Here is a 14,470-nt window from a genome sequence, read left to right on the forward strand (position 1 = left end):
TAGCCATTCTTTTACTTACAAGACACTTCTGTAATCTCCTAGATGGGATATTATCATCAAATCTTAGTATTAATTAGCTAAGCTTTTATAATGCACTTGTAGTAATTGAGCAACAACGCTTATAGCAATTTCTTTTGGTGTATCACCTCCAATATCTAAACCAATAGGACAAACTACATTAGTCATACCTTCAGGAATAGCCATCTCTTTAATAAGCATATTGTTAAATCTGACTTTTTTAGTTTTACTGCCAATCAACCCCAAAAACTTAGTTTGATTTTGTAACGCCATTGCTATAATATCAAAGTCAATTGCATGATTATGTGTTAACACTAAAACGTAGCTGTTACTACCCCATTTTACAACATCCTGAAACGTTTTAAAATCAGTTTCGGTAGTTTGATGTGTTGCGATACTAGCATCTAACTCTAAATTAGAAAACCAGTCGTCTCGAGAATCTATAAGATTAACTTTAAAAGGCGTGTCTACTAAAAGTTTGCAGATTTCTACTCCAATATGTCCTGCTCCGAATAAAAATAACTCTGGCGATTGATTCATAGGTTCTATAATAAATTCGACTTTCCCACCACAGCATTGCTCAAACTCTGGTCCTAAGGTGTAACTGGACGCTATAATTCTGTTATCATTAATAGCTGTTATTGCTTCGTCAATAGCTTTAAACTCTAGCTTCCCTCCTCCTATGGTTCCGTAAATCTGTTTGTCTTTAGTCACTATCATTCTAGAACCAACAACGCAAGGTGTTGACCCCAGACATTTGGAAACAGTAATAAAAGCAATGGGTTGTTGTTTTGCCTTAAAATCAGATAATAGACTAATCCAGTTTTGCATAAAGCCTATTTAATTTCTAGTTTTTTAACCAATTTACCAACGGTCATTCCTTGTATTAATATAGAAAAGACAACCACAACATAAGTAATTACCAAAATTAAATCACGCTCCATAACTTCTGTAAGGCCTAATGCCAACGCTATAGATATTCCACCGCGTAGTCCACCCCAAGTCATAATTAAGTTAGTTTTTGGAACAAAGTCTAACTTGTTTTCAAAGAATTTTATTGGTACCAATAACGAAATATATCTGCACACTAAAACTAAAGGAATTGCTAATAAACCGGCAGTTAAATACTCAAATTTAAAGGTTAACACTAACATCTCCATTCCTATTAAAACAAACAGAATTGTATTTAAAAGAATATCCAACAACTCCCAAAACTTATCGACATAAGCCTCCGTAGTATCTGACATCGCGCTATCTCTAACGGTATCATTCCCAACTACCAAACCAGCAGTTACCATCGCTAAAGGCGCTGATATATGTAGTTTTTGTGCTAAAACAGTTCCGCCCATAACAGCAGCCAAGGTTATAATAACTTCAATATCATAATCGTCAATAGACTTCATTAATCTATACGTAATCCAACCCAAAATCAAACCTAATGCAATCCCTCCAAGCACCTCAACACCAAACAGCTCCACAACTTCTAAAGCACTAACATTTTCAATACCTAAATCGGCAATTTTAAAAATGGTTAAAAATATAACAACACCAACACCATCGTTAAAAAGGGATTCTCCAACAATTTTAGTTTCTAATTTTTTAGGTACACCTGCTTTTTTTAGTATCCCTAAAACAGCAATTGGATCTGTTGGCGAAATTAATGCACCAAACAATAAACAGTATATAAAATCTATATGTAAGCCTATAATGGGTAATGCAAAAAACATAGCACCACCAACCAAAAATGTCGAGATTAAAACACCAAAAGTCGCAAACGCTAATACGGGCCAACGTTGTACTTTAAGCTGTTCAAAATTAGTATGCAAAGCACCAGCAAACAACAAGAAACTTAACATAACGTCCAATAAAATACTTTTAAAATCTATTTGTGTAATTATAAACTTTTCAGCATTCAACAGGGTGTCATCAAAATAACTTAGTGCAAACACTCCTAAAGTAAATACAATGGTAATTAACATTAAGCCTATGGTATTAGGCATTTTTAAAAACCGCACATTTATATACCCAAAAATGGCAGAAATAAGCACTAATATTGATGCAATCACAAAATAATCCATAGAAAAATATATTTATTGCTAAATTAAAATAATTAACATAAAAATCTGTTATTTGACTAAATTTAGATTTTAATACGTTTTATGAAAAACCTATACATACTAGTTCTTGTATTAACCTATTTTTCAAGTCCAGCACAAAACATGAAAACATACACTTACGCTACAAAAGGATTAGACACACTTAAACTCGATGTTTATACGCCAGAGAATATAAAACCAACAGATAGTTTACCAGTTGTTATTTGGATGCATGGCGGCGGTTTTTCGGGAGGCGGACGTAATGGTATTGACGAGATCAACATTGTAAATGCTGCCAATAAAAATGGATATATTGGTGTTTCTATTACTTACAGATTATTAAGAAAAGGTACAAAAACAGGTTTTGGTTGCAATTGCAGTAAAGAGGATAAGCTTTTTACCTTTAACCAAGCCGTTATCGACTTTTTAGACGCTACTAATTTTATCTATCAAAATAGTACGATGCTACAAGTAAACACCACAAAAATAATAGCTGCAGGTAGTAGTTCTGGTGCCGAAACCGCATTACACGCTGCCTTTATGAGACGTTTTTTTATCCCTGACTTAACAACATATAAAGACATTACATTTGCTGGTGTCATTGGATTTGCTAGTGCCTTTTTAGACATAGACTCGTTAACTATTGACAATGCAATACCCATAGCACTTACACATGGCACAGAAGACGGCGCTGTACCGTATGGTAGTGCTCCACACCAAAATTGCCAGCCTAAAAAACCGGGGTATATGATGTTACATGGCTCAAAAACCATTACAGAAAAACTAGACACTTTAGAAGCGTCTTACTTTTTGAACATTGTTAAAAACGGAACTCACGATGCTGCAAATGTGCATCCTGAAGATCTAGACGCTATATTTTATTTTTTAAACAAAACAGTCCTAGAAAACGAGGTTATTCAAACCAAAAAATACACATTGCCAAAACCTACCACCTATTAATTTATCATAAATTTAGATACCTTTGTTAGTAGTACTAAAACTTTACGACAAAACGGTTTTAGATTTATATCTTTAAAAAAAATCATAATGGCAAAAACATATTACGATCCAGCAGACCTAAGAAAATTCGGAAAAATAACAGAATGGAATGAAGAACTTGGAAACAAGTTTTTTGACTATTATGGAAAAGTATTTGAAGAAGGCGCTTTAACTGCTAGAGAAAAATCATTAATAGCATTAGCTGTTGCGCATACAGAGCAATGCCCCTACTGCATTGACGCTTATACAAAAGACACCTTACAACGTGGTATTACAAAAGAGCAAATGATGGAAGCCATTCACGTTGGTGCAGCCATAAAAAGCGGTGCAACTTTAGTACACGGTGTGCAAATGATGAATAAAGTAAACAAACTAGATGGTTAGTATTAAAACCACTGATTAATTAATTTCGTAGGTAGACTACAAACAAGATAACTGTATTAATGGCAACAAAGTCCCTTAAAAAACTAGGAAGCGATTTAGCAAAAAGCAATAAACAATTAGAGATTTTGTCTGGTGGTATTTTTGCTGATGGCGAATTACCGACTTTTAAAGATAAAATTTCTGAAACTGGTCAATTTCCGCTTATAGCGAAAAAACTAGAAATACTACAAATTAACGTGGGTTACATGTGTAATCAAGTGTGCGAGCACTGTCACGTAGATGCCGGTCCAGACCGAAAGGAAATCATGACCCAAGAGACCATGCAACAAATCTTGGATGTTATAAAAACAACTGGCGCGCATACGTTAGACTTAACGGGAGGTGCTCCAGAAATGAACCCAAATTTTAGATGGTTTGTAGAAGAAGCTTCTAAAATTGGAATTAAAGATTTTATTGTGCGCTCTAATTTAACCATTATTCGTGCTAATAAAAAGTATTACGACTTACCAGAATTTTTCAAAAAGCATAATATCCATGTTATAAGCTCTATGCCACACTGGACAAGAGGAAAAACAGATAAACAACGTGGTGAAGGTGTTTTTGACATGTCCATAAAAGCGTTACAAGAATTAAATGCTGTTGGTTATGGTATGCCAGGAAGCGACTTAAAATTAGACTTAGTTTATAATCCTTCAGGCGCATTTTTACCTGGTGATCAAATGGCTATGGAAAAAGATTTTAAGAAAGCACTATCGGAAGATTTTAGCATTCAGTTTCATAACTTATTTGCTATTACAAACTTACCAATTGCTCGTTTTTTAGATTATTTAATTGCTTCAGAAAACTATGAAGATTACATGTACTCTTTAGTAGAAGCTTATAATCCTGCAGCCGTGCAAAACGTCATGTGTACCAATACATTATCTGTAAGTTGGGATGGTTATTTATTTGATTGTGATTTTAATCAAATGTTAGAACTACCTGTAAACAGTAAATCTAAACACATTTCTGAGTATAAAACAGAATTATTAGAGGGACGAAAAATTATAATTTCTCAACATTGTTATGGTTGTACTGCAGGTGCAGGAAGCAGCTGTCAAGGTGTTGTTGCATAATTAAAATAGCGTTTTCGCTTACGCGGAAATTAAAAAATGACAAAAAAAACTGCCATATTAATTTTTTCAAATTCTGCTAAAGAGGATGCTAAACGCAAATCTTTTGTAGATAGTCAGTTGTTTGAAACATTGACTAATGAAACCATTAATAAGGTAAAAAAAACGGGATTACCCTATTTTCATTTCACTGAAACGCAGCAAGAAGGCACCTCTTTTGGTGCACGTTTTAGTAATGCAATACAAACCGTTTTTGACAAAGGTTTTACAAATATTATTTCGATAGGAAATGACACGCCTCATTTAAAAACCAAGCATTTAAATGATGCTAACCAAAAACTAAATAACAATCAGTTAGTCTTTGGGCCTTCTAAGGATGGTGGTTTTTATTTAATGGGACTTAATAAAGCGTTATTTAATACTAAACGTTTTAGTCAACTTCCTTGGCAAACCTCAGCGTTAAAAACAACCACATTACAGTTACTATCTGTAAATCATATTAACTTCAGTTTACTAGAAACTTTGGTTGATATTGATTCGGCTTCAGATATATCTTCAATAGTAAATAGCTATAAAACTATTTCAAAAGCAGTAAAAACAGTATTACTCCAGCTTTGTATTTCCGCGAAAGCGATACTTTTATACACTGCTATAGTTATAGATTTTACTATAAATCACACCCTTTTTAATAAAGGCTCTCCACAATTAGTTTCGATTAAAAACTAAAGACTTTTAAGTCATTTTATTACTGAAACTAATCTTTTTAAATGAAACACATTTACTTATGTGCTTTGCTTCTTGTTTCTACATTTAGCATCGCGCAAACTACAATTACAGGTACCGTTACAAGTGCTGAAGATGGACAAACATTACCATACGTTAACATTGTTACCAGCAACAACAGCGGAACAATTACGGATAATGAAGGGCAATATTCAATAACTGTTTTAGACCATATGGAGACGTTATCGTTTTCGTTTATTGGGTATAAAACACAACAAATAGCCATTACCAATCAAACAACTATAAACGTTGCTTTAATGGAAGATGCTTCAAGTTTAGACGAAGTGGTTATCACAGCCCTAGGTTTGGAACGCGACACAAAAGAGCTAGGTTATGTGGTACAGTCTTTATCTTCAAAAGGACTTACAGAAGTTAAAGCGGTTAATTTTTTAGACAATTTAGCAGGTAAATTAGCAGGTGTGACGATCTCTCAAGGTGCAACAGGTGTTGGATCATCTTCAAAAATCACGATTCGTGGTGAAGCCTCTTTCTCTAACAACAATCCTTTGTTTGTAGTCGATGGTGTCCCTATCAATAACAATACAGTTTTTAACTTTACAAACGAAGCTGCTGCAGGTTTTCAGGAAATAGATTTCGGAAATGGCGCAATGGATGTTAATGCGGATGATATTGAAGAGGTTTCGGTTTTAAAAGGACCAAGTGCAGCTGCTTTATATGGTACGCGCGCATCTAATGGCGTTATTGTAATAAAAACTAAAGGTGGTAAAAAGTCAAAAGGCTTAGGGATTAGTATTAACACCTCTATATTTGTGGATTCTGCTTTTAGATTACCAGAGTTTCAAAATAGTTACGGACAAGGTAATTCTGGTCAGTTTGAATATGTAGATGGTCTTGGTGGTGGTATTAACGACAATATTACCTATTCTTGGGGACCGCAATTGGATGCAGGTGTTTTTACACCGCAATTTGATAGTCCTGTGGTGTTACCAAACGGAACGATTGTACGTGGTGGCGATACTGCTTTATATAATGGCGACGCTATTACACCAACACTTTTAAAATCCAATCCTGATAACTTAAAAGACTTTTATCAAACTGGCGTCACAACAATTAATAATATTGCGATCTCTAATGGGTTTGACACAGGAGATTACCGTTTGTCTTTTACAGATTTAAGAAGCGAATCTATTATCCCTGGTGTCAATTTAGACAGGCAAACCGTTGCTGCAAAACTAAATTTTGAACCTACGGATAAAACCACGATTTCAACCTCTATTTCTTACACTAACTCAACTAGTGATAATAGACCATCTAACGGTTATGGTAGTGAAAACGTAAATTACAGTTTAGTGGCTTGGGGTCCACGAAGTCTAGATATTAATAGTTTAAAAAATTATTGGCAACCTGGTTTAGAAGGTGTGCAACAATATAGTTTTAACTACACGTTTTTTGATAACCCTTATTTTATTTTATACGAAAACACCAACAGTTTTAATCGTGATCGTGTGTTTGGTAATGTGGCTTTTAAGCATCAATTTACCGATGCCTTCAGTTTACAGTTAAGAACAGGAATGGACTACTCTTCAGAAAAAAGAGAATTAAAACGTAGTTATTCTAGCAACCGATTTAAAAATGGTGCTTACGCAGAACACGATGTGTTTTTCAGAGAAATTAACACTGACTTTTTATTAAATTACAATAAGACCTTTGGCGATTTTAAAGTAGATGTATCTGCTGGAGGAAATCGTTTAGACCAGAAGGCATCCACAAAACAAGCTCAAACCGTTAACTTAGCACAACCTGGTATTTTTAGTTTAAATAATGCAGCATCTCCTATTGAAGTGTTTCAGTTTGACTCTAAAAAACGTATTAATTCTTTTTACGGTATTGCCAAACTAGGCTATAAAGACTTTCTATATTTAGATATTACAGGACGTAATGATTGGTCTAGTGCTTTAGCAACCCCTTTTTCTGTAGATGGGACTTCATTTTTCTATCCTTCGGCTTCAGCCAGCTTTATTTTATCTAATGTTACCACACTTCCAAAAGCGGTGTCATTTGCTAAACTAAGAGCCAGTGTAGCACAAGTAGGAAACGATACTAATGCCTATCAAACCTCGGGCGCTTTTATCTCTCAAACACCCTATAACGGTCAACCAACTTTTAGCAATCAGGACTTTATTCCTAACGCTAATTTAAAACCTGAAAGCACCACTAATTATGAGTTTGGTGCAGATGTACGTTTTCTAAATGACCGTATCCGTTTTGACTTTACCTATTACAATGCAATTACCAAAGACCAGATTATATCATTACCTATTCCTATATCCTCAGGTTATGAGCAACAAGTCGTTAACGGTGGTAAAGTAAAATCGACTGGTGTCGAAATTATTGCAGGTATCACACCTATAAAAACCAATAACTTCAAGTGGAACACGACGTTTAACTTCGCAAAAAACAAAGCAACTATTGAAGAGTTACCGCAAGCTGATGGTCGTTTAACATTGGCTTATAGCCGAATTTACGATAGTGCCAATCAAACCGTTTGGTTTCAAGTTGAAGAAGGTGGGCAAATTGGAGACTTTTATGGTACAGGGTATCTTAAAAACGAAGACGGACAATTTATAATTGATAGCGACGGACGCTATATAGCAGACAATACACTTAAAAAACTAGGGAATTACAATCCAGATTTTACATTAGGTTGGAATAACGATTTTAGTTATAAAAATTGGACTGCAAGCTTTTTGTTTGATTGGAGACAAGGTGGAGAGATTGTATCAAGAACCAGTGCTTTAGGTAATGTTGGAGGTCAATTAGCAGAAACCGAGTACAGACCTGAAGATGGTATTGTTGCAGAAGGTGTAACTGCTTCCGGACAACCTAACACCGTAGCGGTATCTGCCGAAAGCTACTACAGACAATTTTACGACAGAAACCATGAAGAGAATAATGTCTATGATGCGTCTTACTTAAAGTTGAGACAATTTTCTATTGGTTACAATTTTAAACTAAAAGAAGGCTTTTTAGGCTTAGAAGAAGGTGGCGATATTGCCATATCCTTAATTGGTCGCAACTTGTTTGTTATTACAGAAAACCCACATTTTGACCCAGAACAATTAGCGGTTCAAGGTGATGGTTTTGTAAGTGGTGTGGAAGACATGAGTTATGCCTCATCACGTAGTTTTGGATTAAAAGCAAGTTTAAATTTTTAATAGCACCATCATGAAAAACACATTATATTTATTAAGTTTTTTCGCGCTTGTTTTAACTACAAGTTGCACCAAGGACTTTGAAGCCATTAATACTAATCCTAACGCTCCAAACACTGTACAACCAAGTTTGTTGTTACGTCAAGTTATTTACGATTTTGGAGAACAAATGAGTTACGAAGGTTTTGTTGCAGGTGATTTATTATCGCAACACAGAACTGCTTTAGACTTTAACCTATTTGACAGACACGATTTAAAATCGCCACAATTAGGAGGAAATCCTTGGCCCATTTTTTACACAAACTTACGTGATAACGAAATCATACTAACGCAATCCAGAACAACAGCAACTTTTCGAGTATATGAAGGTCCGGCCTTAATTCTGAAAGCGTATATGGCAGCAGGATTAACAGATTTATTTGGAGATGTGCCCTATTTTGAAGCCTTTAATGGTGTTAACGGAACCGTTACGCCAGCCTATGACACGCAGCAATCTATTTATTTAGATGAGAACGGAATCCTTGACAACTTAGACAAAGGGATTACAGCCATCCAAAATTACAGCTTAGCCATTCCTTTGGAAGGTGACATTCTATTTGATGGAAATTTACAAGCTTGGATAACTTTTGCTAATAGTTTAAAGTTGAAATATTTGATGAGACTATCGGATAAAATCGATGTTTCGGAAGACTTACAAGCCTTATACAACTCAGGCGATTTTATTTCAGCTACAGCTGAAAACGCAGTATTTAACTTTACCAATACTGACCCAAACAGCTTTAGACTAGCACAATTGCGTGTTGGAGATTTCAATAATTTTGTGTTATCGGAAACTATGGAGGAGCTATTAACGGACTTAAACGACAACAGAATAGGCACTTTTTTCAGACCTTTTGAAAACGCCACAACTAATGAGTATAACGGTTTACTAAATGGTATTGATGCCTCATCAACATCTATTGCTTTAGCAGAATACTCTTTAGCAGGCACTGCTTTTAGAGAAGACACCTCGGTTTTAGATGCTAATTTCATGACCTCTTGGGAGGTTTACTTTACACTAGCCGAAGCTGCCGAAAAAGGGTTAATTACAGCAAATGCACAAGCGTTATACAATACAGGAGTAACGCAAGCTTTTGAATATTGGCAGACTGATTTACCAGCAACTTATTTAACAAGTAACGCAGCTTATGATGCTGTTGGCACAACACCGTTACAACAAATAATGACTCAAAAGTGGATTGCTAATATTATTAATGGTTATGAAGGTTGGGTAGACTATAGACGTACAGGTTTCCCTGAATTTAACACCGTGTCCGCAAGTTTAAATAATGGTTTAATTCCGGTTAGAATGCCTTATCCTGCAGAGGAAGATGCTTTAAATGCTGAGAATTATAATCAAGCTGCAAATGCAACAAACGGTAACGATATAAACTTCCCAGTTTGGTGGGACGAAAACTAACATATGAGTACAGAAATTTGGCAATGGATTTTGGTAGTAGGATCAAGTTTACTCTTGTTTTTACTGTCCCCTTACGCTAAAACTACAGAGTCGTTTTTTAAAGCTAATCACAATAAAAAATCACCAAACGTTTTAGTCCTAACGGGAAGCCTTATTATTTCTTGGATTTTTGCTAAAAGCATTACCAATGCGGCTAATTTAGGTTTAGACTTTGGTATTGTCGGCGGAGTCGCTTATGCGGGATATTATTTAAGTTTTGCAGTTGCAGGATTACTAATATATCAATTACGCACCAAAGGTGGCTACACTAGCATCCATCAATTTTTAACCAGTAAATTTGGTAAAAAAGCAGTCGCTGTTTTTACTATTTTGATTATTATTAGATTGTTTAATGAGGTCTGGAGTAACACCATGGTTATTGGCTCTTACTTTGGAGAAACAGGAAGTGCCAGCTACTACACAGCCATAATTGTATTTACATTACTAACGCTAAGCTATGCTATTAAAGGTGGTCTGAGTAGTTCTATTTTTACGGACGTGATCCAGATGGTCTTGTTTTCTGTATTGCTAATCATTATTTTATATACTATTTTTTCTGTTGAAAATTTTACAGCAAAAGACATTGCAACGTCAGGAACTTGGAGTTTTGAACTGGGTTTAAACCTGTTTTTTGCAGCTATAATCCAATCGTTTAGTTACCCTTTTCACGATCCCGTTTTAACAGACAGAGCCTTTATAAGTTCTCCTAAAGTGACTAGAAAAAGCTTTTTATGGGCTAGTTTATTAGGCGCCATTTGCATTGTGTTATTCAGTATTATTGGTGTTTACGCACAAACACAAGGTTTTAAAGGACAAGCAGCAGTTGAGGTAGGAAAAGCATTTGGTGTGGTGGTATTGTTAGTCATTAATTTTATAATGATTACCTCTGCAGCATCAACGTTGGATTCGACCTTTTCATCATTTTCAAAATTATTAGCTGTGGATTTAGGCTTAGGCAAAAGCCTTTCTTTTGGAAGATTAGCAATGGTTGCAATTGCCTTATTAGGAACCATTCCAATCTTTTTTAATGCCGAAATCCTATCAGCAACCACCATTTCCGGAACTATGGTCATTGGTTTAACACCAATCTTTTTATTCTGGAATTATAAAGTACCCAAAATAAGTTTTTATTTAAGTGTGGGTTGTGGCTTACTTTTTGGATTTTTATTAATATTTAAAGCTTTTCCTGAGGCATTAATTTTCACCAAAGGGCGTTATGCCGATTTACTTTGGGTAAATGTTTGGGGTATTTTTAGTTGTAACATTTTATATTTCGTTCCTAGATGGATAAAACAATAAAACATATTGGTACATTATCTGGTAAAGTGCTTCTGTTTGGAGGCGTTTACAGTAATTTACAAGCTTTAGAAGCGCTTAAAGCTGTTGCCGAAAAAGAAGAGATCAAACCAGAAAACTGCATTTGTACTGGAGATATTGTTGGCTATTGCGCACAACCAGAAGAAACAGTCCAACTGTTTAAATTATGGAAAGCAAATAGTGTTTTAGGTAATGTAGAAATACAACTTATTGAAGGCGAAGAAGATTGTGGTTGCGACTTTACTGAAGGGTCACGTTGTGATGGGTTTTCAAAACTATGGTATCCATTTGCCCAAAGTCAGCTGAGTAAAAACTCCATTGAACATCTTAAAACGATTCCTGATCATATAACATTTACCTATGCCAACAAAAAAGTAGCGGTTGTACATGGTGATTACTTTAATGTATCAGAATTTGTGTTTAAATCTACAGACTGGTCTGTTAAGTCAAAAACATTAGAAGCCACCAATAGCGATGTTATTATTGCTGGACATTGCGGTCTGCCTTTTAGCCATGAGCAAGACCAAAAATTATGGTTAAATCCAGGTGTTATTGGTATGCCTGCTAATGATGGCACTCCGCAAGTATGGTATGCTATTTTAGAAGATGTTAATGGCGAAATGAAATTTACACACCATAACCTCGACTATAATTATAAGTTGACCAATAGTTTAATGAAAAATGGATTGTTGCCAGAAGAATATGCAAGAACCATTATTACAGGAATTTGGGATAACACTGAAATTTTACCAGCAATAGAAAGTGGTTTACAAGGTTTCGGAATTAATTTATAACCCTATGAAAACAGTATTATTTTTATTTATAAGTCTTTTTGCTGCACAAAGTATAGCACAAGACACGCTGGATGAGTTACTAAAAAAACATAACAAAAATAGCGTCCCTTACATTACTGTGCAAGAATTAGCAATGCCAAAAACTGACGCTGTTATACTAGATGCACGAGAGCCTAAAGAGTTTGAAGTGAGTCATATTAAAAATGCAATATTAGTTGGTTATGACTTTTTTGACATTAAAACAGTCACCGATATATATAGTAACAAAGATGAAAAAATAGCAGTTTATTGTTCACTTGGAATACGTTCAGAAACGATTGCAAAAAAACTAAAAGACGAAGGCTACACAAACGTACTTAATCTTTATGGCGGTATTTTCGAATGGAAAAACAACGATTTTATTGTAGTTGATTCGGAAGAAAAAGAAACAGAACAAGTCCACACTTTTAATGAAGCATGGAGCAAATGGTTAACAAAAGGAGAACATGTATTTGAAGTCAAACCAAATAAGAAAGAATAGAACTTGACGTCTAAATTCATATAAAAAATTAGAATGGAAATCAACTAAGTTTCGATGAAGTAAAAAAAATCTAAGCTTTTGAGGTTTCTTGAAATTCCGATAGCATCGGAAACGTCAAAATTCAGAAATAATAAACGAAAGTGTGCAGATGCAAAGCGCAGCTTTAAGCACGAAACACTGATAGTGAATGATGCGTAAACAATTTCCTAATTTCGACATGATTTTTTTGTTTTGTATTTAGAATAAAATGTCTACTAGACATTCCATCCTAAATAGTGTATCAAGACAAAATGAACAAAATAAAAACATAATTAATGAGCAACAAAAACCTAATAATAACCTTTACCAGAAACCCAGAGTTAGGTAAAGTAAAAACAAGATTAGCCAAGACCATCGGCGAAGCTTCCGCTTTAGCGATATATATAAAATTACTAGAACATACTGAAAGTGTTTTACGCAACATAGACAGTGACAAAGCTGTATACTACTCGGTAAAAATTAGAGAAAACGACCTTTGGGATAGTAATATATATCAAAAACACCAACAGTTTGGTGACGACTTAGGTATCCGAATGCAATATGCATTTAAAGCTGGTTTTGACGCTGGTTATTCTAAAATTGTCATTGTTGGTAGTGACTTACACGATTTACAACCCAAACATATTACACAAGCGTTTGATGCATTGGACACTAACGACGTTACTATTGGTCCTGCTGAAGATGGCGGTTATTACCTTTTAGGCATGAAAACACTATATAAAGACGTGTTTGAAAATAAAAATTGGGGAACCGAAACGGTATTTGATGACACTATTAAAAATTTAAAAAATGAAAGCGTATTTTTGTTAGAACAACTAAATGATGTCGACACTTACGAAGACATTGAAAATAACCACACACTTAAAGCTTTAATAGAACATGATAAAACATATAAATAAAACAGTCGAATACCTACAAGAAAAAGGTTTTAACAATCCTGAAGTTGGTATTATTTTAGGTACTGGATTAGGTAAATTAACAGACGAAATTGAGATTATAGAAGAAGTAAGTTATAATCATATTCCTAATTTTCCGACAGCGACTGTCGAGTTTCATAAAGGGAAATTAATTTTCGGAAATCTAGCAGGTAAAAAAGTAATTGTTATGCAAGGTCGCTTTCATATTTATGAAGGTTACAGCTTGGAAGACGTGACTTACCCTGTTAGAGTTATGGAAAAACTAGGGATTAAAACATTATTAGTTTCTAACGCCTCTGGAGCCATTAATTTAAACTTTAAGAAAGGTGAATTGATGCTAATTGACGACCATATTAACCTTCAAGGAAGTTCTCCTTTAGCCTTTAAAGGTGTTCAAGAATTAGGCGAACGTTTTGTTGACATGAGTGCGCCTTACGATTTAGAAATAAACAAAAAATTTAAAGCAATTGCTAAAGCAAACAACATCACATTACACGAAGGTGTATACACCAGCGTTGTTGGACCGCAATTAGAAACTAGAGCAGAATACAGAATGTTAAAAATTATTGGTACCGATGCTGTTGGGATGAGTACTGTTCCAGAAGTAATTGTTGCTAATCATTTAAATTTAAAAGTGGCTGCTGTGTCAGTTTTAACAGATGAATGCGACCCAAGTAATCTAAAACCGGTAGATATTAGCGAAATTATTGAAATGGCTAATCAAGCAGAACCAGATATGATTACGTTATTTAAAGGTTTAATAGAAACACTATAATAGTTAGAAAAAGTATTTAATACTACTGATACCGACAACTACAAA

At 34.7% G+C, this 14,470-nt stretch carries 13 protein-coding genes; 11 read left to right on the top strand and 2 right to left on the bottom strand.

The features are described from left to right. Positions 1-69: 69 nt before the first annotated feature. The gene (gene xdhC, locus CXF54_RS14795) at positions 70-849 is read right to left on the bottom strand and encodes a xanthine dehydrogenase accessory protein XdhC (protein ID WP_101204094.1); all 780 of its coding nucleotides are present in this window, start codon (positions 847-849) and stop codon (positions 70-72) included. Positions 850-854: 5 nt separating this feature from the next. Then, entirely contained in the window at positions 855-2,096 is a 1,242-nt protein-coding gene (locus CXF54_RS14800; protein WP_090837996.1) for a cation:proton antiporter, read from the bottom strand. A gap of 81 nt (positions 2,097-2,177) precedes the next feature. On the opposite strand from CXF54_RS14800, the gene CXF54_RS14805 reads away from it, so the two are divergent. The 11 genes from CXF54_RS14805 (at position 2,178) to CXF54_RS14855 (ending at position 14,425) form a co-directional block, all read left to right on the top strand. Beyond that, positions 2,178-3,074, top strand: coding sequence for an alpha/beta hydrolase (locus CXF54_RS14805; protein ID WP_232782623.1), 897 nt, complete (start codon positions 2,178-2,180; stop codon positions 3,072-3,074). A gap of 87 nt (positions 3,075-3,161) precedes the next feature. Next, positions 3,162-3,497 (top strand): arsenosugar biosynthesis-associated peroxidase-like protein, encoded by a 336-nt coding sequence (locus tag CXF54_RS14810; RefSeq protein WP_090838001.1) that lies wholly within the window; start codon positions 3,162-3,164, stop codon positions 3,495-3,497. A gap of 59 nt (positions 3,498-3,556) precedes the next feature. After that, positions 3,557-4,612: an arsenosugar biosynthesis radical SAM (seleno)protein ArsS gene (arsS, locus tag CXF54_RS14815; RefSeq protein WP_101204096.1), complete on the top strand. Its 1,056-nt coding sequence runs from the start codon at positions 3,557-3,559 to the stop codon at positions 4,610-4,612. A gap of 36 nt (positions 4,613-4,648) precedes the next feature. Then, positions 4,649-5,335 (top strand): DUF2064 domain-containing protein, encoded by a 687-nt coding sequence (locus tag CXF54_RS14820; protein ID WP_101204097.1) that lies wholly within the window; start codon positions 4,649-4,651, stop codon positions 5,333-5,335. Between the two features lie 41 nt (positions 5,336-5,376). Then, positions 5,377-8,568, top strand: a complete 3,192-nt coding sequence (locus CXF54_RS14825) for a SusC/RagA family TonB-linked outer membrane protein (protein ID WP_101204098.1) — start codon at positions 5,377-5,379, stop codon at positions 8,566-8,568. Between the two features lie 10 nt (positions 8,569-8,578). After that, on the top strand, positions 8,579-10,024 hold the full coding sequence (locus CXF54_RS14830; protein WP_101204099.1) for a SusD/RagB family nutrient-binding outer membrane lipoprotein: 1,446 nt from the start codon (positions 8,579-8,581) through the stop codon (positions 10,022-10,024). A 3-nt stretch (positions 10,025-10,027) separates the two neighbouring features. Continuing rightward, the gene (locus CXF54_RS14835; protein ID WP_090838011.1) at positions 10,028-11,362 is read left to right on the top strand and encodes a sodium:solute symporter; all 1,335 of its coding nucleotides are present in this window, start codon (positions 10,028-10,030) and stop codon (positions 11,360-11,362) included. Further along, the gene (locus CXF54_RS14840) at positions 11,347-12,174 is read left to right on the top strand and encodes a metallophosphoesterase family protein (protein WP_101204100.1); all 828 of its coding nucleotides are present in this window, start codon (positions 11,347-11,349) and stop codon (positions 12,172-12,174) included. Before CXF54_RS14835 ends, CXF54_RS14840 begins: the two co-directional genes overlap by 16 nt. A gap of 4 nt (positions 12,175-12,178) precedes the next feature. Then, positions 12,179-12,694 carry a rhodanese-like domain-containing protein gene (locus tag CXF54_RS14845; protein ID WP_101204221.1) on the top strand — a complete coding sequence of 172 codons (516 nt, stop codon included), beginning with the start codon at positions 12,179-12,181 and terminating at the stop codon, positions 12,692-12,694. A 314-nt stretch (positions 12,695-13,008) separates the two neighbouring features. Further along, positions 13,009-13,632 carry a TIGR04282 family arsenosugar biosynthesis glycosyltransferase gene (locus tag CXF54_RS14850; protein WP_101204101.1) on the top strand — a complete coding sequence of 208 codons (624 nt, stop codon included), beginning with the start codon at positions 13,009-13,011 and terminating at the stop codon, positions 13,630-13,632. Further along, the gene (locus CXF54_RS14855; protein WP_101204102.1) at positions 13,613-14,425 is read left to right on the top strand and encodes a purine-nucleoside phosphorylase; all 813 of its coding nucleotides are present in this window, start codon (positions 13,613-13,615) and stop codon (positions 14,423-14,425) included. The genes CXF54_RS14850 and CXF54_RS14855 overlap by 20 nt, the downstream gene beginning before the upstream one ends. Positions 14,426-14,470 lie beyond the last annotated feature (45 nt).

The sequence above is a fragment of the Olleya sp. 1-3 genome (genome assembly GCF_002836085.1).
In the GTDB taxonomy this organism is placed as follows: domain Bacteria; phylum Bacteroidota; class Bacteroidia; order Flavobacteriales; family Flavobacteriaceae; genus Olleya; species Olleya namhaensis.